This window comes from Bacillus cereus group sp. BfR-BA-01330 (genome assembly GCF_022663885.1).
Classification (GTDB): Bacteria; Bacillota; Bacilli; order Bacillales; family Bacillaceae_G; genus Bacillus_A; species Bacillus_A cereus.
Genome location: NZ_JAKUGK010000009.1, coordinates 221249 through 240834, shown reverse-complemented (window position 1 = coordinate 240834; position 19586 = coordinate 221249). Strand labels below are relative to the sequence as shown.

The window sequence follows — 19586 nt, the reverse complement described above, 5'->3', positions numbered from 1 at the left end:
TTATAAAGGAAATGTGGATGGATCTTATCCATATGGTGTTTTTGCGAGAAAAGATGGTTACATTGATATTGGACAAAACACATGGGTAAAAGAAGAGCATTTTAATGTAAGGTAATAACAAAGTTTTTTATTATTTGATTTAAAATTATAAATTTTAATATACAGAAAAATATAAAAGGGTGCTTTTTTAAGTGCCTTTTTATATTACGTATGAATAGAAAGGAAGATTATTATGGCAAAATTTATTTATCCAACAGATACAACGAGAGTAACAAGTGGATTTCGGGGGAGCAGACCAGATCATCATGGGATAGATCTTGCTGAATCGGGCTATCATCCAATTTATGCAGCAGCTAGCGGACGAGTTAGTCGTTCTTATATTTCATCCAGTTATGGTGAATGTATTATGATTGTGCACACTATTGATGGGGTTACATGGGAAACAGTATATGCCCATATGCGTAGCGGTTCTCGAACAGTAAAAGAAGGTGATTATGTTACACAAGGACAAACTATTGGGGTTATGGGGAACACAGGGGATTCTAGTGGTCAACACTTGCATTTTGAATTGCATAAAGGGTCTTGGAACATCAATAAGAGTAATGCTGTGAATCCATTAGACTACTTAGGAAAAGGAGACGGTGGTGGTACAACTGACCCTTCTGATAAACCGCTACAACCAAAAGGGCTGGGAATTGCAACGTCTAAATACCCAGAAGGATGGGGCATTAATTTATATAGTGGTCCTGGAAAAGATGCTTGGTTTACAGGTCATGTCATTAATACAAAAATGCCATATTTAATTATAGATGCTGCTTGGTATGGCGGGAATGAAAATATGCTTTGCTTAGGTTGGGAAGCCTGGGCAAAAGAAGAACACTTTGAAGTGCAGTGGTTCCACGCTTACTCAAAATATCCAGCAGGTTATGGTATTAACACATATGATGGTCCAAATGGAAATTATAAAGGAAATGTGGATGGATCTTATCCATATGGTGTTTTTGCGAGAAAAGATGGTTACATTGATATTGGACAAAACACATGGGTAAAAGAAGAGCATTTTAATGTAAGATAATATCTTTAAATCAGCATGTATTAAGTAGGATGAAAAAACTTGTTATCATACCTCTTGAGATTAGAGTAATATCTGTAAAATGCTGGGCGGAATATAGAGTGCGATTTTTGAAAGAGCAACTGATGTAAAAAGTTGCTCTTTTTCTTTTTTTTGAATGTGAGGACCATAACCCATTATATAGAATATGGCCTGTCTGAGGATTTAGTTTCTAGATGTACTTAATAATTCAGTGGAATTTTAAATGATAAAAAATAAAAAAGGAGATAATCAGTAATGGAAATTAGAAAAAAATTAGTGGATCCAAGTAAATATGGTATAAAGTGTCCCAATACAATGACACCAGAATTCATCACAGTACATAATACGTACAATGATGCATCAGCAGAAAATGAGATATCGTATATGATTGGGAATAATAATTCAGTGTCGTTTCATGTTGCAGTAGATGACAAAGAAGCGGTACAAGGTATTCCGTTTGATCGTAATGCTTGGCATGCAGGTGATGGTAACGGAAATGGTAATCGTAAATCTATCGGAGTGGAAATTTGCTATTCTCTAAGCGGTGGGGATAGATATTACAAGGCGGAGGATAATGCAGCAATTGTTATTGCTCAGTTAATGAAACAATTCAATATACCGATTAGTAATGTACGTACACATAAATCGTGGAGTGGAAAGCATTGCCCACATCGAATGCTCGATGAAGGAAGAGTGGATCAATTCATTGAGAAGATAAACAAAGCATTTAATGAAGATAATAATAAACCACTACAACCAAAAGGACTGGGAATTGCAACGTCTAAATACCCAGAAGGATGGGGCATTAATTTATATAGTGGTCCTGGAAAAGATGCTTGGTTTACAGGTCATGTCATTAATACAAAAATGCCATATTTAATTATAGATGCTGCTTGGTATGGTGGGAATGAAAATATGTTATGTCTAGGTTGGGAAGCGTGGGCGAAAAAAGAACACTTTGAAGTAGAGTGGTTCCATGCTTACTCAAAATATCCCGCAGGTTATGGCATTAACACATATGATGGTCCAAATGGAAATTATAAAGGAAATGTGGATGGATCTTATCCATATGGGATTTTTGCAAGAAAAGATGGTTATATCGATATTGGGCAAAACACATGGGTAAAAGAAGAACATTTTAATGTGAGATAAGGATATGAGAGTAGGATCACTCGTATGATTCTCTTTAATTTTTGAAAAGGAGATGAGAACGATGGAAGAACAAATCTTCAATTCAATGATTCAACAAGGAGCATTCGCAGCTTTATTTGTATGGATGCTGTTTACTACGCAAAAAAAGAATGAACAGCGCGAAGAACAATATCAAAAAGTTATTGAAAAAAATCAACAGGTCATTGAAGAACAAGCAAAAGCATTTAGTTCGTTGTCGAAGGATTTATCAGATGTTAAGCGAAAAATCTTGGGGAACGATGATGAGAAATAAAATATGGTATTAAAGTATTTGTCGCATATGCAGGTTCTCAAATAGGAATTCGATTCATATATAGCTAATGAGAAAAAGCCCTAATACCGATAAGTATTGGGGCTTTTTCTCATTAGCTATAGTGAATAAGTTTGTGGTGGATTTTTCAAGAGGAAAGAGTGAATGAAGTCTAATATTAATGTAAATGAAATGAAACTTTGAATGCTGCTTAGTTATAACATAGTCTTATTCAGGATTTCGTTAGTTAATTTTCTAAATTTAGGGAATAAATATAGTTTAGTACCTTGCAATAAATAATACTAAGTGGTATATTATGGATAAAACAGGTACCGTGTATTGAACAGTACTAAGATAGGAAAGGAGGATGGCACTTGAACGTTCAGTTTAAAAAAGGTGTGCTTGAACTTTGTGTATTAGCACTTGTAAAACGTAAAGATAGTTACGGTTATGAACTTGTTCAGCAAATTTCTAATAAATTTTTAATATCGGAAGGGTCAGTATACCCTTTATTACGTCGTTTGACGAAAGAAGGGTATTTTCAAACGTATTTAAAGGAATCTACGGAAGGGCCACCTCGTAAATATTATCAATTAACAGAGCAAGGGGAGAGGCAATTTCATTTGTTAGTAACAGAATGGCGTGATTTTGCGAAAGGGGTACAAGAAATTATTGAAGGGGTGGAATGGGATGAGTAAAGAAGGGTTTCTTAAAGAATTATCAAGTTATCTTAGAAAGTTACCAGAGGAAGAGAGGCAAGATATTTTATTGGATTATGAAGAGCACTTTCAGTTTGGACTAGAAGAGGGGAAAACTGAATCGGAAATAATACAGGGCCTTGGTTCTCCGAAAGTAATCGCGAAAGAATTACTTGCGATGTATCGCTTCGATGAAATGAAAAAAAATCCATCGACTTCAAATGTGACAAGAGCTGTTATGGCAGCGATTGGACTTAGTTTGTTTAATTTTATTATTGTGTTAGGCCCGTTAGTCGCAATTATTGCTTTTATATTTTCTTTTTGGATCGGTGGTATTGCTAGTGTAGTAACACCATTTTTCGTTATTGGAAAAGTATTTATGGGTACTTTTATATGGTTGGATCTTTTCGTTAGTATAACGTTTGTTGGGGTAGGTTTATTGTTATGTATTATCGCTTTTTATAGTACAAAGTGGTTTAAGAGATTGTGTGTACGATATGTAATATGGAACTTCAAAATGATAAAAGGAGAGTAAATGATGAAAAAACTATTTTTAATCGCTATCGCTTGTATCATTATTGGAGTAATAGGAATTTCCCAAACATATGAAAAAGCAGTACAAACTGCTGAAAAAGGCGATAAAGAAAATGTAATTAAAAACGAAACATTAAAAAATATAGAAGTTAAGTTAGATGCCGGGGATATTATTGTCCAAAAATCTCCTGACTCTGCTTTTTATGTAAAGCAATCGGGAGATGTACGTAAACAAGAGATTCGTATCGCAGAAGATGGTGACACATTAAAAATTATTGGGGAAAGAGAAAAAGGTGCTTCATTTGATTTTTCTTTTTACGATTTTAGGTTTCAAACGTCTAAATTGACTCTCCTTGTGCCCGAACGCTCTTACCAAGATGTAAAAGTAAATTCATCTGCTGGACAAATCGAAATGAGTGATGTGAAAAGTGATAGCGTAAGTGTTAGAACACTTGCTGGAGAAGTAGAGTTGAAACAAGTAACGGCTAAGAATGTGGAGGGATCGACAAAAGCTGGTGAGGTGAACTTTAAGAAGGTATTAGGGAAAGTGACCGCAAAAACAACAAGTGGGGAAATAAATATTCAAGATCATGATTCTAAGTATAATCTAGAAGCAAGTTCAACTGCGGGAGATATAGATATTACTTTATCGGAAAAACCACAAGATGCGGTAATTACTGGGCAAAGTGCTGCTGGAGATGTAACAATTTTTAATGAAGAAAATAAAAATGTAACAATTGGAAATGGTAGTAAAAAGATTAGCGGTAAAACGGCTGCGGGAGATGTGACGATTGAAACTCGTTAATAAGAAATAGAATGCATGGAAATCTATCAAAATACAAAAAGAAGATAATTACCGTATATAAATAAGGTAATTATCTTCTTTTTGTTATTTTTAATGTAAATCACGATATACGCCAATTACTTTCCCGATAACTGACACTTGTTTTAAAATGATAGGTTCTAATGAAGAGTTTTCTGGTTGTAGACGGAAATGGTCTTTTTCTTTATAGAAACGTTTAACTGTTGCTTCGTTATCCTCTGTTAAAGCGACTACAATTTCACCATTATATGCAGACTGCTGTTGGCGAACAACAACTAAATCTCCATCGAAAATACCAGCTTCAATCATACTATCTCCAGAAATACGTAACATGAACACTTGGTCTGCTCCAGCAACAATACTAGCTGGAAGTGGGAAATGTTCTTCTACGCTTTCGACCGCTGTAATTGGTAAACCAGCAGTGACTTTTCCGACAATTGGAACTTGAATAACAGATTGTGTTTCCGTATCCATTCGGTCTTCACCTAAAATTTCAATGGCACGTGGTTTTGTTGGATCGCGTCGAATGTATCCTTTTTCTTCTAATCGTGATAAATGTCCGTGCACTGTAGAACTAGAAGCGAGGCCGACTGCTTGACCAATTTCACGTACGGAAGGTGGATATCCTTTTTCTTGTACTTTTAGCTTAATAAAGTCGAGAATGTCTTGCTGGCGTTTCGTTAACTTTTCCATGTTTTCTAACACCTCGTTTTCTTTCATTTTTCTTATTAATAAGTATAACATGTGAAAAAACATTCTACAAACATAAGTTCGAACAAATGGCGGATTTATGTTACACTATAGGGAAATAATAGGGAGAAAGAGGGGTTCAAAATGAATGCAATTATTTATGCACGTGTGAGTACAACGAAAGAAGCGCAAGAAACATCATTATTACGTCAAAAAGATGAATTATTGCATTTAGCTGAGCGCTATCAAATGAATGTTACTAAGGTGATTGAAGAGCAGGCTAGTGGATATACAATTGAACGTGACGGTATATTAGAGGTGTTGGATACAATTCGAGACGAACAAATTGATGTGTTACTTATACAAGATGAAACGCGTCTTGGTAGAGGAAATGCGAAGATCGCGTTAATGCATTGTTTACATAAAGAAGGCATAAAAGTATATACGCATACACATAATGGTGAATTACAATTGTCGGATTCTGATTCAATGGTATTAGATATTATTGGTATTGTTGAAGAATATCAAAGAAAGATTCATAATTTGAAAATTAAACGAGGTATGCAACGTGCAGTAGAAAAAGGTTATCGTCCAGAAAAAAATTTAAAAAATCGTCATTTAAGTGTAGGAAGAGAGAAAAAAGAAGTGCCAATTGAGGAAATTGTACGTTTGCGAAAAAGTGAACTCACGTTTGAAGAAATTGCAGCAACATTACGTGGATTTGGTCATAATGTTTCAAAGGCGACTGTACATCGTAGATATGTAGAGTATACGAAGCAATTGCTTGATAAAGAAGAGTAACTATTGTATGATAATAATCAGTTTTGATTAGAAGGGGGATTCGAGATGATTAATCACGAACTCGTTGAACGCATTAACTTCTTAGCGAAAAAAGCAAAAGCTGAAGGTTTAACTGAAGAAGAGCAACGTGAGCGTCAATCGCTACGTGAACAATATTTAAAAGGATTTCGTCAAAATATGTTAAACGAACTTAAAGGTATTAAAGTTGTTAACGAAGAAGGTACAGATGTTACACCGACGAAATTAAAAGCTTTAAAAAAGCAAGATAATGCAAAATTAAATTAAAAGATGGGCGAAGCCCATCTTTTTTATATGTAAAAATCGTTATTTAATAACTTTCCAGTTGTTATTAACTGTTGCTTCTATCGTTTTATGTTCCAATATATAATTAGCGATAAGTTCAGACATATCTGTGGGTATATCTTTTACTACCGGTTTGTTTTGAAACATAAAGAAATTTCCCCCGCCACTTGCACGATAATTATTCATTACAACGTCATATTCTTCATTCATATTAAGAGGAGCACTGTTATGCTGTAAAGATTCTACTCTTTCACCAATTGGTTTTGAAATGTTTAATACGTATGAAATCCCTTCCCACATATCATAATTATAATGTTGTGGCTTTGGTTCTATGTAGGTAGGACTTACGGTGATGGATCCATCTGTTTTTAATGTGAAATAAGAAGCAGAGAGTTCAAGAGCATTTTTTATATCCGCTCCAGTTATTCTAATTACTTTTAATGTGTTTGGATAAATATAATTAGAAACGATGTCACGCATTGTTACATGTTCCGGGAAACCTGGAGATGTATTATGGAACAAACTTGTACAAGAAATTGATACATTAGCTATATCCATCTGTATTTTATTTATGAATTCGATAAAAGGATGATCATGCAAACGAGTTTGCATAGCATCTGAAATTTGCATATCCCCCTGAATGATTCCAATAGGTTGATCAAGCCACTTTTGTGTTTTCTCTTCGTAATCGGCTACCAATGAAAGTACATCTTGGTCAGCCTCAACTCCTTGTACAGATAATAATTCAGAAGAACTCTCTTTTTTAACCCATTTATGTTTTGTTTTTTCGAATGTTATTTTTACTTTTCCAACTGAGTTTCCATTACATCCGGTCTGTAAAATTGTTACACCGTTAGCCATTGTGTGAGCAATTTCCCGGTGTTGGTGACCTGTTAATAAAATATCTATGTCTTCAATTTCATGGCACATTGCATATCCTTGGTTTTCTCCTGTTAAAACTTCAGTCGGTACCCCGGTTTGTAAATCTCGTTCAACTCCCCCGTGATACGCTACGACTAGTAAATCTGGTTTCTCATGTTTGCGAATGTAAGAAACCCACTTTTTCGTTGTTTCTAATGCATCTTCAAATTGTAAGTCTTTAATGTGATGGGGTTGTTCCCAATTGGTAATGTAGTGCGTTGTCACCCCTAAAATAGCGATTTTTATATTGGATTCAATCTGTTTGATTATATAAGGTTTTCCGAAATAAGGTTTCTTTATGTTTTTATCTAAAATGTTTGCTGATAGGTACGGGAAGTTCGCAGTAGTCACAGCGTTATTTAATATACCCATCCCGTAATTAAACTCATGATTGCCGATAATTGCAGCGTCATACTGTAAGTAATTCGCTAATAAGGACATTGGGTTTTTTTTGTTTTTTTCGTATGTAACATAATGATAAGTAAATGGTGTTCCTTGAATAAAGTCGCCATTATCAATTAAAAGAACGTTTGTATTTTGGGAACGTTCTTTTTTTATAAGAGTAGAAATTTTAGCTAAACCAAGTTCTGCTGGGGAGTTATCTTGGTAGTGAATAGGATAAACAGTGCCATGTATATCGCTTGTTAATAAGATGTTTAAAGTTACAGTTTGATTTTGTTCCAATATGACTCACCTTTTCTATTGTTATCTTCCAATTCATCATATCAAATATGTGAAGAGAATTTTAATGTGAGTGTATAGAATGTGTAAAGATTCTGTAAATAATCAATTATTTGTAAAAATATGTGATATATTTCTTCATGTTTATGAAAGGTTATTTTATAACAATGAAAAATGGAGGCATTAATATGTTGAAAAAAGTTTTTGCAATGAGCACAACAGTTGTACTAGCAGCGGGATTATTAAGTGGCTGTGGAACGAAGGAATCAAGTGCAAGTAAAAATGAAGATACGAAAAAAGGGTATGTACCGAAGACTTTAAATGTTCAATTTGTTCCTTCTCAAAATGCAGATACGTTAGAGGCGAAGGCAAAACCGCTTGAGAAGCTATTAAGTGATAAGTTAAATATTCCAGTAAAAGTTAGTATTTCAACGAACTACAATACAATTGTAGAAGCGATGGCATCTAAACAAGTAGATGTAGGATTTTTACCGCCAACAGCGTACGTATTAGCACATGAAAAGAAGGCTGCAAATGTAATTTTACAAGCACAACGTTTTGGAGTAGAGGATGAAACAGGAGCTCCTACAAAAGATTTAGTAGATTATTATAAATCTGAGTTTGTTGTTAAAAAAGACTCTAATATAAATAGTGTAAAAGATTTAAAAGGTAAAAAGATTGGTTATCAAGATGTAACATCATCAGCAGGGTATGTATGGCCTGCAGCTGTTCTATTAAAAGAGGGAATTGATCCGTTAAAAGATGTGAAACCTGTTACATTAAAAGGTCACGATCAGTCGCTTATTGCTCTTTTAAATGGTGACGTAGATGCAGCTGTTGTATTCCAAGATGCTCGTAATATTGTAAAAAAAGATTATCCGAATATATTCGAGCAAACGAAAATAGTGAAATTTACGGAGAAAATTCCAAACGATACGATTTCGGTACGTTCTGATTTAGATGAAGAGTGGAGCAAGAAATTACAGGATGCTTTCATTGAAATTGGAAAAAATGAGGAAGGTCACAAAATCATTAAAGAAGTATATTCACATGAAGGATATGTTAAATCTGATGATAGTAAATTTGACATCGTTCGTGAATATGGGAAGAAAGTAAAAACGCAATAATACATATGGAAATGGCAGCTAGCTGAAAGGGAATGTTTTCAGTTAGTTTGCCGTTTTGAATACATAGAAGGTAGGTAAGATGTGTGATAGAATTTCGAAATGTCTCCAAAGTGTATCCAAATGGTACAAAAGGATTGAATAATATAAACTTGAAAATTCAAAAAGGTGAGTTTGTTGTAATGGTAGGGCTGTCCGGAGCTGGAAAGTCTACACTTCTAAAATCGGTAAATCGTCTTCATGAGATTACAGAAGGCGAAATCATGATTGAATGTGAGTCTATTACTGCTGCAAAAGGAAAAGATTTACGACGTATGCGCCGGGATATTGGTATGATCTTTCAAAGTTTTAACCTTGTAAAGCGATCAACAGTATTGAAGAATGTATTAGCTGGCCGTGTTGGATATCATTCGACATTGCGTACAACGTTAGGTTTGTTTCCGAAAGAGGATGTGGAGCTCGCATTTCAAGCGTTAAAAAGAGTGAATATTTTAGAAAAAGCATATGCACGTGCTGATGAATTATCAGGAGGACAACAACAACGTGTATCGATAGCTAGAGCATTGGCGCAAGAAGCAAAAATCATATTGGCAGATGAACCTGTTGCGTCGTTAGATCCGCTAACAACAAAGCAAGTATTAGATGATTTAAAGAAAATTAATGAAGATTTTGGAATTACAACAATTGTAAACTTACATTCTATTGCTTTAGCTAGGCAATATGCGACGCGTATTATTGGATTACATGCAGGTGAAATTGTTTTTGATGGTTTAGTAGAAGCAGCAACGGATGAAAAGTTTGCTGAAATTTATGGTGACGTAGCACAGAAAAGTGAATTGTTAGAGGTGGCAGCTAAATGAATGATGTGACGATATATTCGAAGTCGATACCGAAGCCGCCGAGTAAGTTAAAACATATGTTAACGTTTATTCTATTCATTTTACTGTTGTGGGGAAGTAGTATACAGGTCGACGCATCATTTTCAAAGCTAGTAGTTGGTTTTCCTAATATAATGGATTTGTTAAAAGAAATGGTGCCGCCAGATTGGAGTTATTTTCAAGTTATTACAACAGCAATGTTAGATACAATACGTATGGCGATTATTGGGACGACTTTAGGAGCGATTTTAGCTATTCCACTTGCACTGTTTGCGGCAAGTAATGTGTTTACTAGTACATTTTTATACAGTCCAGCTCGATTGATTTTAAATTTTATTCGAACGATACCAGATTTATTATTAGCGGCAATTTTCGTAGCTATTTTTGGAATAGGACCACTTCCGGGTATTTTAGCTCTTACTTTTTTCTCAATTGGGCTCGTGGCGAAATTGTTGTATGAATCAATTGAATCAATTGACCCTGGCCCACTAGAAGCGATGACAGCTGTAGGGGCTAATAAGGTGCAATGGATTGTTTATGGAGTCATTCCACAAGTAAAAGCACACTTTGTTTCCTATGTACTATATACATTTGAGGTGAATGTACGGGCAGCGGCTGTCCTAGGTTTAGTAGGAGCAGGTGGTATTGGACTATATTATGATCGTACACTTGGATTTTTACAATATCAACAAACTGCATCTATTATCATCTATACTCTTGTTGTTGTATTGGTAATTGATTATGTAAGTACATTGTTGCGGGAGAAATTATAATGAGTAAAACGACGATAATCGTACCAAAACCGAAGAAACCGAGTGTGTATCGCTCGTTTATTTTTATAGCACTTACATTTGTTTATATATGGGCTTTTTCAGGAGTACCGCTAGAGGGAATAAAGGAAACGACGGGAGAAATTACAAAAGCAATTATGACAGGGATATTGAATCCAGACTGGTCGTATGTATCTTTGCCAGATGGTGAAGATTTATTACATGGATTAATTGATACGTTGGCAATTGCGATATTAGGTACATTTATTTCTGCATTTTTATCTGTTCCGTTTGCTTTTTGGGCGGCAACGAATATGAGTAGTGGAAAATTAACTTCAGGATTTGGGAAATTTGTACTTAGTTTTGTTCGTACGTTTCCTGAATTAATTATGGCTCTTTTATTTATAAAAGCTGTTGGTCCAGGCTCTTTTGCAGGAGTATTAGCCTTAGGATTGCATTCTATTGGAATGTTAGGAAAACTATATTCAGAAGGAATTGAAAACATAGATAAAGGACCGACGGAAGCGTTACTAGCAACAGGAGCAAATCGTTTTCAAATACTTTGGTATGCGGTGTTACCGCAAGTGTTACCAGATTTTCTATCGTATACGTTATACAGATTTGAAATTAATGTACGATCCGCTGCGATTTTAGGGGTTATCGGAGCAGGAGGGATTGGTACGCCACTAATTTTTGCGCTGAGTTCACGCAATTGGTCTCGCGTGGGAATTATTTTATTGGGCATTATTTTAATGGTCATTATCATTGATTTTATTTCAAGTTCGATTCGGAAACGGATTGTGTAACTGATTTGAAAAGCATCGAATGTAGATGCTTTTTTTATGTTTTAAAAACGTATTTGAAAAGTAAGTATAGAAGAGATTTGTATAAATATACAGATAATTCCCTTTCTTTTTAAAATAAAAATAATGAAAAAGTATGTCATATTGAATACCCATACATTCCCGGAAACATTGATTTTTTTATAAAAAATCAAAAAAACATCAACATATTTGTCGATACATGTTGTATAATCTTGCGTGGGAAGCTATCATATAAATGTATAAAACGTTTACTAATATAAGCGAAGGGAAGAATAGCATGTCACATTCAATCGAACAACTTTCTATCAACACGATTCGCACATTATCCATCGATGCGATTGAAAAAGCAAACTCTGGTCACCCAGGAATGCCAATGGGTGCAGCACCAATGGCTTATACATTATGGACTCAATTTATGAAACACAATCCAAATAACCCAACGTGGTTTAACCGTGATCGTTTCGTATTATCTGCAGGTCATGGTTCAATGTTATTATACAGCCTACTTCACCTATCTGGTTATGATGTAACAATGGATGACTTAAAGAACTTCCGTCAATGGGGAAGCAAAACTCCAGGACATCCTGAGTATGGTCATACAGCTGGTGTAGATGCGACGACTGGTCCACTTGGACAAGGTATTGCAACTGCTGTAGGTATGGCAATGGCTGAAAGACATTTAGCTGCTAAATATAACCGTGATGCGTATAATGTAGTGGATCATTATACATACGCTATTTGTGGTGATGGAGATTTAATGGAGGGCGTTTCTGCTGAAGCATCTTCATTAGCTGCTCATTTACAATTAGGTCGTCTTGTTGTGCTTTACGATTCAAACGATATTTCATTAGATGGCGATTTAAATCGTTCATTCTCTGAAAGTGTAGAAGATCGTTACAAAGCATACGGATGGCAAGTAATCCGTGTTGAGGATGGAAACGATATTGAAGCAATCGCGAAAGCAATTGAAGAAGCGAAAGCTGACGAAAAACGCCCAACGCTAATTGAAGTAAGAACGACAATTGGTTTCGGTTCTCCAAACAAATCAGGAAAATCAGCTTCACATGGTTCTCCACTTGGTGTAGAAGAAACAAAATTAACGAAAGAAGCATATGCTTGGACTGCTGAGCAAGACTTCCACGTAGCAGAAGAAGTATATGACAACTTCCGTAAAACAGTACAAGATGTTGGTGAAACTGCGCAAGCTGAGTGGAACACGATGCTAGGTGAATATGCACAAGCATACCCAGAATTAGCAAACGAATTCCAAGCAGCAATGAACGGTCAACTTCCAGAAGGTTGGGAGCAAAACTTACCGACTTATGAATTAGGATCAAAAGCAGCAACTCGTAATTCTTCTGGTGCTGTAATTAATGCAATTGCAGAGTCTGTACCATCATTCTTCGGTGGATCTGCTGACCTTGCTGGTTCTAACAAAACATACATGAATAACGAAAAAGACTTTACAAGAGATGATTACAGCGGTAAAAACATTTGGTACGGTGTACGTGAGTTCGCAATGGGTGCAGCAATGAACGGTATTGCACTACATGGTGGTTTAAAAACTTACGGTGGTACGTTCTTCGTATTCTCTGATTACTTACGTCCAGCAATTCGCCTTGCAGCATTAATGCAATTGCCAGTAACGTATGTATTCACACATGACAGTATCGCTGTTGGTGAAGATGGTCCAACACATGAACCAATCGAGCAATTAGCAGCGCTTCGTGCAATGCCAAACGTTTCTGTTATCCGTCCTGCTGATGGTAACGAATCTGTTGCAGCTTGGAGACTAGCTTTAGAATCTACAAACAAACCAACTGCTTTAGTATTAACTCGTCAAGACCTTCCAACATTAGAAGGTGCAAAAGATGATACGTATGAAAAAGTAGCAAAAGGTGCATATGTAGTTTCTGCAAGCAAGAAAGAAACGGCTGACGTAATCTTACTTGCAACTGGATCTGAAGTAAGCCTAGCTGTTGAAGCTCAAAAAGCATTAGCAGTAGACGGCGTTGACGCAGCTGTTGTCAGCATGCCATCTATGGATCGCTTCGAAGCTCAAACTGCAGAGTACAAAGAATCTGTATTACCAAAAGCAGTAACAAAACGTTTCGCAATCGAAATGGGTGCTACATTCGGATGGCACCGTTACGTAGGTCTTGAAGGAGATGTGTTAGGTATCGATACATTCGGTGCTTCTGCTCCTGGTGAGAAGATTATGGAAGAGTATGGATTTACTGTAGAGAACGTTGTTCGTAAAGTAAAAGAAATGCTTTAATCATTTCAGAAAAATCTCTCCGGCATGGAGAGGTTTTTCTATGTAAATGAGTTTTTTCGACAGAAAAAGTTTTTTATCTCTCCGCAGTCAGACAATCATTGCAAATTTTCTTATATATAATGAAGAGAAAAGGTTGTCCAGATTGGGAGTGGAAAAATGAAAACGTATGAATTGTATTTAATTCAAGAGGATATTGCGAAAGCTTATTTTGGTCGTGAATATTTGTTTTTTGATTTATTTGCTCGATTTTCAGAATCTGGGTCCCTTTCGGAGAAAAAAGTGTTATATAAGCAAATGATGTATATAACGATGCCATTGCAAGTAATGAAAATTCATCATAAATTAGAACAAGCTTTGCGCGTTCTTGGTAAATATGATAGAACACATCATACACATACACTTTATACGGGAGCGGAGTACGGCGAAATAATGGTGAAACCGCACTATATTCGTATGAATACCTCTGGAAATGTCTCTATGGAAACGACGTTCTTTGAGGTGTTAAGAAAGTGTGAATTAACATTTTTAGCTATGGATTATGAAAATACAAAGTACGGATGGCTGAATCCTCTAAAACAAGTACGAACATATGTGTAAAAAATGTCGAATTGTATCTTGTCTTATTGAAAAGGTTTTAGTACACTGTAAGGTAGACAACATGAAGGAGGAAAATATATGCCAATTTGGTTAGGTATTCTAGTGGGCGTAGTAGCACTAGTAGCAGGCGTGGCGTTAGGATTTTTCATTGCCCGCAAATACATGATGAATTACTTACAAAAAAATCCACCAATTAACGAACAAATGTTAAAAATGATGATGATGCAAATGGGACAAAAACCTTCCCAAAAGAAAATCAATCAAATGATGAGCGCAATGAACAAGCAACAAATGAAATAAGCGCTAAAAGACACTCGCTAAGAGTGTCTTTCTTTTTGTTAGTTATAGTTTTTAAAACTTTTAAAAATTCTGTATTTTTGGTAAACTGAAAACATCGCTCATTTTAAGGGAGGAGGAAAAAAATGAAAGTGTTTATGAATTTAGCGTGGTTTTTTAAACAAGAAAAACGAGCGTACATAACTGGAATTATTTTATTGTTTGGCGTTGCACTTTTAGAACTTGTAGCACCAAAAGTAATTGGAATCGTTGTAGATGAAATTAATGATGGAACATTGACGACCGATAAGTTACTAAAATGGGTTGTACTATTAGTAATTGTAGGTATTACGATGTACATATTACGTTACATATGGCGTATTATGATTTTCGGGTCTTCATTAAAATTAGCTCGCCAATTACGAAAAAATTTGTATGAACATTTTACAAAGATGAGTCCATCTTTCTATCAGTCAAATCGGACAGGTGATTTAATGGCACATGCGACCAATGATATTCAAGCGATCCAGCAAACTGCTGGAGCAGGTGTTTTGACGCTTGTTGACTCATTAGCTGTCGGAGGATGTGTGCTCGTAGCGATGGGTTTTACAATTAGTTGGAAGTTAACATTATTAAGTTTAATTCCAATGCCGATTGTAGCTATTTCGACAAATTATTATGGCACTTTATTACATAAAAGGTTTCATAAAGCACAGCAATCGTTTTCGGAAATCAATGATAAAGTGCAAGAGAGTATGAGTGGAATGAAAGTGATTCGCTCGCTTGGACAAGAGAAAGAAGATTTACAGGCGTTTCGAAGAAAATCAGAAGATGTTGTACATAAAAATGTGTTAGTTGCACGTATTGATTCGTTATTTGATCCGACAATCTCTCTTATCGTTGGATTTTCTTTTTTAATCGCAGTATGTTACGGATCGGTATTAGTTGTAAGAGGTGAATTAACAGTAGGTGATCTCGTTACATTTACGACATATTTAGGTACCCTCGTTTGGCCAATGTTAGCGTTTGGATGGTTATTCAATATTATGGAGCGTGGGCGTGCTTCATATGACCGTGTAGAAAAAATTCTTTCACAAAAATCAGATGTAGTAAATAGCGAAAATGCTGTACATACAATAGCGAGCGGTAATGTTTCGTTTGCCGTTGATTCATTTTCGTATAAGAAAAATGAATTGTTACATTTAAACGATATTCACTTTGATTTGAAGAAGGGCGAAACGCTAGGAGTTGTAGGACGTACAGGCGCAGGGAAAACGACTTTATTAAAATGTTTAATCCGTGAGTATGATCATTTTAATGGTGAATTAAAAATTGGGGAGCGAGATATTCGAGATATAACACTTCATGGTGTCCGTTCTGCCATTTCATACGTGCCGCAAGATCATTTTTTATTTTCAGCAAGTATTGGCGAGAATATTGCCTTTGGAAAGGCGGATGCTACATATAATGAAATTACCCAAGCAGCAGAGATTGCTTGTATTCATAATGACATCCTCCAATTTTCAGAAGGATATGAAACAGTAGTAGGGGAAAGAGGTGTTTCGTTATCTGGTGGTCAAAAACAGCGAATCTCTATTGCTCGTGCTTTATTAACAAATGCTGAAATTTTAATTTTGGATGATTGTTTATCAGCGGTAGATGCAAAAACAGAAGAGACGATTTTAAGTGCCTTAAAGAGGGAGAGAGCAGGGAAAACGACGATTATTACTGCACACCGATTAAGTGCAATTCAGCATGCCAATCTTATTCTTGTTGTTGATGAAGGTAGAATTGTACAAAGAGGTACACATGAGGAATTAATGAAGGAAAACGGCTGGTATAAGGAAATGTATGAAAGCCAGCAATTAGAAGCTTTAGTCGAGAAAGGAGGCGTATGATGGTAGAGAAGAAGCGAAGTGATTTAAGTAGATTGCTTTCCTATATGAAGCCATATAAAGGGTTACTATCTTTAGCATTTATCTTTTTAGTTGGTGCGACAGTAACGGAAATGATGGGTCCTTTTTTAATTAAACAATTCCTCGATGAACACCTAGTACCGCGGGATTTTGAACGATCAGCGCTCGTTACTTTATTTGTAATTTACATAGTTGCTCATTTATTAAAAGTACTATTTACGTATTTAAATCTATTGTACTTTCAGAACATTGCTTTTAAGATTGTTCAAGATATGCGAGTTGAAGTATATGAACATGTTCAAAAGCTATCATTAAGTTTCTTTGATCGTACGCCGATTGGTACACTTGTATCGCGTATAACAAATGATACGGAAGCGATTAAAGATTTTTATGTCAGTGTATTATCAACATTTGTAAAAAATGTAGTCTTTTTAGTAGGTATTTTAGTAGCGATGTTTTTATTAGATGTAAAATTAGCGCTATTTTCTCTCGTATTAATTCCGATAATGTTTGCGATTATGGTATTATATCGCCGGAAAAGTGCAGCTTTTTATTTAGAAGTACGTAATCAACTAAGCGTGTTAAATGCAAAGTTGAACGAGTCCATACAAGGAATGAATATTGTTCAAGTGTTCAGACAAGAAAAACGTATGAGAAAAGAGTTTGAAGAAGTGAATAATAAACATTATAGTGCAGGGCGACGTACTTTGAAGTTAGACGCATTACTTTTACGACCAGCTACGGATTTAGTACATATTGTAGCTATTGCGTTAGTACTAGGTTTATTTGGGATTGATGCTTTAAAGAGCCCTGTTGAAGTAGGAGTTTTATATGCTTTTGTTAACTATATACATCGTTTCTTCCAACCTGTAAATGAGATGATGATGAAATTGTCCTTCTTCCAACAGGCACTTGTTTCGTCATCACGTGTATTTCATTTAATGGACGAGAAAGATTTAGCACCGGTTCAAAAAGGCAATGAGAATCCTCAAATCGTGGATGGAGATATTGAATTTAAAAATGTTACTTTTTCATATGATGGAAAGCGTGACGTTTTAAAAAATGTATCATTTCACGTGAAACAAGGGCAAACGGTTGCTTTTGTTGGGCATACTGGTAGCGGAAAAAGTACGATTATGAATTTGTTAATGCGATTTTATAATATTAAGTCAGGAAATATTGTAATAGACGGTGTAGATTTAGAAAAATTTGAAGAACGAGAAATTAGAAAGAAAATAGGACTCGTATTGCAAGATGCATTTTTATTTGCTGGAAATGTAAAGCAAAATATTCGTATGTATAATGAAGAAATTACGGATGAAGAAGTAAAAGAAGCTGCTCGATTTGTGCAAGCGAATACGTTTATTGAAAAGTTACCAAAACAGTATGAAACAGAAGTAGTAGAAAGAGGTGCAGCATTTTCAAGCGGTCAACGACAATTAATTGCTTTTGCTAGAACGATAGCAACGAATCCGAAAGTATTAGTATTAGATGAAGCAACAGCTAATATCGATACAGAAACAGAAGAGGCTATTCAAACAGCGTTGCAACAAATGCGAAAAGGTAGAACGACGATAGCCATTGCGCATAGGTTATCTACAATTCAAGATGCGGATCAAATTTTTGTGATGCATGATGGAGAGATAGTAGAGAGAGGGACACATCAAGAATTATTAAGTGAGCAAGGTTTGTATTATAATATGTATTTGCTACAAAATAAAGTGAGTTTGCAAAAGGCCTTGTAATACAAGGTCTTTTTTATTTTGTATACAAAATATGTTTACTCTTTGTTTCTATAGCATAAATGTCGTGTCCTCTTATGAAACTTGTACATATTGTATGTATACGAAGTAAAAAAATGATAGGAGATTTTATATGCAAAACAGATCAAGTTCAAATGTTACGTTTATTGATGTGTCTCATTGGGAAGGGAATATTGATTGGAATGCAGTGAAGGCATCTGGAATTCCAGCAGCGTATGCAAAAGCGACAGAAGGTGTAAACTACATTGATCCTACTTTTACTAAGAATGTACAAGCAGCACGAAATGCGAATGTATTAATTGGTGCATACCATTTTGCGCGCCCAGAACAAAATGATGCAATTTCAGAGGCAAAATATTTTGTGAGTATATTACAAAATAACCAGACAGACTTAATGCCAGTTCTGGATTTAGAATCACCAACAGATCCGAGTAACAATAATTTAACTGGTAACGCTATATCGAATTGGGCAAGAAGCTTCATAAATTATGTGAAACAGGCTACTGGAAAAGATGTAATGTTATATACAGGAGTTTGGTATATTAATGAGTTCGGAATTAGCGGATTAAGTGATATACCGCTTTGGATTGCTAAATACTCGAGTACACCGCCTGCTGATGCTGGTGGATGGACAACGTGGACAGCGTGGCAGTACACAGATTCTGGACAAATTTCAGGCGTAGGAAATTGTGATGTATCAGCTGCAGTTTCATTAGAAGCTTTAAAAGGGAATGGAGCAAGTGGTGGAGGTAATGTTTCCCCGCCTAATAATGCAACTCCAGTGTACGGGGTTGCTATAATTAATGGAGATAATGTGAATTTGAGAAGTGGACCATCTTTGCAGTCTAGTGTAATTCGCCAATTGAATCGTGGCGAAACATATGAAGTTTGGGGAGAACAAGATGGATGGCTTTGTTTAGGGACAAATCAGTGGGTATATAATGATCCGAGTTATATTCAGTATAAACATTATGTGGCGACTATTACTGGTGATAATGTAAATTTGCGTGATGCTCCATCATTAAATGGAAATGTTATAAGACAGTTACATCATGGTGAATCGTATCGAGTATGGAGTAAGCAAGATGGATGGCTTTGCTTAGGGACAAATCAATGGATATACTACGATCCAAGTTATATTCAGTATGGTGTACAATAGAGTGAAAATAAAAGGT

At 35.6% G+C, this 19586-nt stretch carries 20 protein-coding genes and 1 pseudogene; 19 read left to right on the top strand and 2 right to left on the bottom strand.

Annotation, left to right across the window (positions count from 1 at the left end; genetic code table 11):
• The 7 genes and pseudogenes from MR112_RS24615 to MR112_RS24585 form a co-directional block, all read left to right on the top strand.
• A pseudogene (locus MR112_RS24615) lies at window positions 1-115 on the top strand (lysozyme family protein); the annotation flags it as partial.
• Window positions 116-232: 117 nt separating this feature from the next.
• Entirely contained in the window at window positions 233-1075 is an 843-nt protein-coding gene (locus MR112_RS24610; RefSeq protein ID WP_001051368.1) for a M23 family metallopeptidase, read from the top strand.
• Between the two features lie 273 nt (window positions 1076-1348).
• A complete protein-coding gene (locus tag MR112_RS24605; protein WP_242245522.1) occupies window positions 1349-2245 on the top strand; it encodes a peptidoglycan recognition protein family protein in 897 nt (298 codons plus the stop codon).
• A 61-nt stretch (window positions 2246-2306) separates the two neighbouring features.
• Window positions 2307-2537, top strand: coding sequence for a BhlA/UviB family holin-like peptide (locus MR112_RS24600; RefSeq protein ID WP_000392444.1), 231 nt, complete (start codon window positions 2307-2309; stop codon window positions 2535-2537).
• 371 nt (window positions 2538-2908) lie between these two features.
• Window positions 2909-3232, top strand: coding sequence for a PadR family transcriptional regulator (locus MR112_RS24595; RefSeq protein ID WP_242245521.1), 324 nt, complete (start codon window positions 2909-2911; stop codon window positions 3230-3232).
• A complete protein-coding gene (locus MR112_RS24590; protein WP_000031383.1) occupies window positions 3225-3767 on the top strand; it encodes a DUF1700 domain-containing protein in 543 nt (180 codons plus the stop codon). The genes MR112_RS24595 and MR112_RS24590 overlap by 8 nt, the downstream gene beginning before the upstream one ends.
• Entirely contained in the window at window positions 3768-4571 is an 804-nt protein-coding gene (locus MR112_RS24585) for a DUF4097 family beta strand repeat-containing protein (protein WP_000976235.1), read from the top strand.
• A 90-nt stretch (window positions 4572-4661) separates the two neighbouring features.
• On the opposite strand, the gene lexA is transcribed toward MR112_RS24585, so the two are convergent.
• Complete coding sequence (gene lexA / locus MR112_RS24580) at window positions 4662-5282, bottom strand: transcriptional repressor LexA (protein WP_000413738.1); 621 nt, start codon at window positions 5280-5282, stop codon at window positions 4662-4664.
• A gap of 141 nt (window positions 5283-5423) precedes the next feature.
• Here lexA and MR112_RS24575 point away from each other — a divergent pair, with 141 nt between their 5' ends.
• Both MR112_RS24575 and MR112_RS24570 read left to right on the top strand, forming a co-directional pair.
• Window positions 5424-6080: a YneB family resolvase-like protein gene (locus MR112_RS24575; RefSeq protein ID WP_000991469.1), complete on the top strand. Its 657-nt coding sequence runs from the start codon at window positions 5424-5426 to the stop codon at window positions 6078-6080.
• A gap of 45 nt (window positions 6081-6125) precedes the next feature.
• On the top strand, window positions 6126-6365 hold the full coding sequence (locus MR112_RS24570) for a DUF896 domain-containing protein (RefSeq protein ID WP_000607015.1): 240 nt from the start codon (window positions 6126-6128) through the stop codon (window positions 6363-6365).
• Window positions 6366-6404: 39 nt separating this feature from the next.
• Here the strand turns inward: MR112_RS24570 and MR112_RS24565 are convergent, their stop codons facing one another.
• Entirely contained in the window at window positions 6405-7988 is a 1584-nt protein-coding gene (locus tag MR112_RS24565) for a bifunctional metallophosphatase/5'-nucleotidase (protein WP_000437456.1), read from the bottom strand.
• Window positions 7989-8173: 185 nt separating this feature from the next.
• On the opposite strand from MR112_RS24565, the gene MR112_RS24560 reads away from it, so the two are divergent.
• From MR112_RS24560 to MR112_RS24515, 10 genes are all read left to right on the top strand, one after another.
• A complete protein-coding gene (locus MR112_RS24560) occupies window positions 8174-9112 on the top strand; it encodes a phosphate/phosphite/phosphonate ABC transporter substrate-binding protein (protein ID WP_000915065.1) in 939 nt (312 codons plus the stop codon).
• Window positions 9113-9195: 83 nt separating this feature from the next.
• On the top strand, window positions 9196-9969 hold the full coding sequence (phnC, locus tag MR112_RS24555) for a phosphonate ABC transporter ATP-binding protein (RefSeq protein ID WP_000569244.1): 774 nt from the start codon (window positions 9196-9198) through the stop codon (window positions 9967-9969).
• Entirely contained in the window at window positions 9966-10760 is a 795-nt protein-coding gene (gene phnE, locus MR112_RS24550; protein ID WP_001000763.1) for a phosphonate ABC transporter, permease protein PhnE, read from the top strand. The genes phnC and phnE (MR112_RS24550) overlap by 4 nt, the downstream gene beginning before the upstream one ends.
• On the top strand, window positions 10760-11563 hold the full coding sequence (phnE, locus tag MR112_RS24545; RefSeq protein WP_242245520.1) for a phosphonate ABC transporter, permease protein PhnE: 804 nt from the start codon (window positions 10760-10762) through the stop codon (window positions 11561-11563). The genes phnE (MR112_RS24550) and phnE (MR112_RS24545) overlap by 1 nt, the downstream gene beginning before the upstream one ends.
• A gap of 295 nt (window positions 11564-11858) precedes the next feature.
• Window positions 11859-13859 (top strand): transketolase, encoded by a 2001-nt coding sequence (gene tkt / locus MR112_RS24540; protein ID WP_000019766.1) that lies wholly within the window; start codon window positions 11859-11861, stop codon window positions 13857-13859.
• Window positions 13860-14015: 156 nt separating this feature from the next.
• Window positions 14016-14456 (top strand): sporulation inhibitor of replication protein SirA, encoded by a 441-nt coding sequence (sirA, locus tag MR112_RS24535; RefSeq protein WP_000860645.1) that lies wholly within the window; start codon window positions 14016-14018, stop codon window positions 14454-14456.
• Window positions 14457-14534: 78 nt separating this feature from the next.
• The gene (locus MR112_RS24530) at window positions 14535-14756 is read left to right on the top strand and encodes a YneF family protein (protein ID WP_001123317.1); all 222 of its coding nucleotides are present in this window, start codon (window positions 14535-14537) and stop codon (window positions 14754-14756) included.
• A 122-nt stretch (window positions 14757-14878) separates the two neighbouring features.
• Window positions 14879-16630 (top strand): ABC transporter ATP-binding protein, encoded by a 1752-nt coding sequence (locus MR112_RS24525; protein WP_000862455.1) that lies wholly within the window; start codon window positions 14879-14881, stop codon window positions 16628-16630.
• Complete coding sequence (locus tag MR112_RS24520) at window positions 16630-18393, top strand: ABC transporter ATP-binding protein (RefSeq protein WP_000229520.1); 1764 nt, start codon at window positions 16630-16632, stop codon at window positions 18391-18393. Before MR112_RS24525 ends, MR112_RS24520 begins: the two co-directional genes overlap by 1 nt.
• Before the next feature lie 130 nt (window positions 18394-18523).
• Window positions 18524-19570 (top strand): GH25 family lysozyme, encoded by a 1047-nt coding sequence (locus MR112_RS24515; RefSeq protein WP_001181396.1) that lies wholly within the window; start codon window positions 18524-18526, stop codon window positions 19568-19570.
• The last annotated feature ends 16 nt before the right edge of the window (window positions 19571-19586 follow it).

Excerpts from the sequence above, each read along its gene's own strand:
- MR112_RS24530 (WP_001123317.1), top strand. The coding sequence starts at position 14,535 with ATGCCAATTTGGTTAGGTATTCTAGTGGGCGTAGTAGCACTAGTAGCA.
- MR112_RS24520 (WP_000229520.1), top strand. The coding sequence starts at position 16,630 with ATGGTAGAGAAGAAGCGAAGTGATTTAAGTAGATTGCTTTCCTATATG.
- MR112_RS24515 (WP_001181396.1), top strand. The coding sequence starts at position 18,524 with ATGCAAAACAGATCAAGTTCAAATGTTACGTTTATTGATGTGTCTCAT.
- MR112_RS24575 (WP_000991469.1), top strand. The coding sequence starts at position 5,424 with ATGAATGCAATTATTTATGCACGTGTGAGTACAACGAAAGAAGCGCAA.
- MR112_RS24560 (WP_000915065.1), top strand. The coding sequence starts at position 8,174 with ATGTTGAAAAAAGTTTTTGCAATGAGCACAACAGTTGTACTAGCAGCG.
- MR112_RS24525 (WP_000862455.1), top strand. The coding sequence starts at position 14,879 with ATGAAAGTGTTTATGAATTTAGCGTGGTTTTTTAAACAAGAAAAACGA.
- MR112_RS24610 (WP_001051368.1), top strand. The coding sequence starts at position 233 with ATGGCAAAATTTATTTATCCAACAGATACAACGAGAGTAACAAGTGGA.
- sirA (WP_000860645.1), top strand. The coding sequence starts at position 14,016 with ATGAAAACGTATGAATTGTATTTAATTCAAGAGGATATTGCGAAAGCT.
- MR112_RS24600 (WP_000392444.1), top strand. The coding sequence starts at position 2,307 with ATGGAAGAACAAATCTTCAATTCAATGATTCAACAAGGAGCATTCGCA.
- lexA (WP_000413738.1), bottom strand. The coding sequence starts at position 5,282 with ATGGAAAAGTTAACGAAACGCCAGCAAGACATTCTCGACTTTATTAAG.
- phnE (WP_001000763.1), top strand. The coding sequence starts at position 9,966 with ATGAATGATGTGACGATATATTCGAAGTCGATACCGAAGCCGCCGAGT.
- MR112_RS24590 (WP_000031383.1), top strand. The coding sequence starts at position 3,225 with ATGAGTAAAGAAGGGTTTCTTAAAGAATTATCAAGTTATCTTAGAAAG.
- MR112_RS24585 (WP_000976235.1), top strand. The coding sequence starts at position 3,768 with ATGATGAAAAAACTATTTTTAATCGCTATCGCTTGTATCATTATTGGA.
- phnE (WP_242245520.1), top strand. The coding sequence starts at position 10,760 with ATGAGTAAAACGACGATAATCGTACCAAAACCGAAGAAACCGAGTGTG.
- MR112_RS24570 (WP_000607015.1), top strand. The coding sequence starts at position 6,126 with ATGATTAATCACGAACTCGTTGAACGCATTAACTTCTTAGCGAAAAAA.
- tkt (WP_000019766.1), top strand. The coding sequence starts at position 11,859 with ATGTCACATTCAATCGAACAACTTTCTATCAACACGATTCGCACATTA.
- MR112_RS24605 (WP_242245522.1), top strand. The coding sequence starts at position 1,349 with ATGGAAATTAGAAAAAAATTAGTGGATCCAAGTAAATATGGTATAAAG.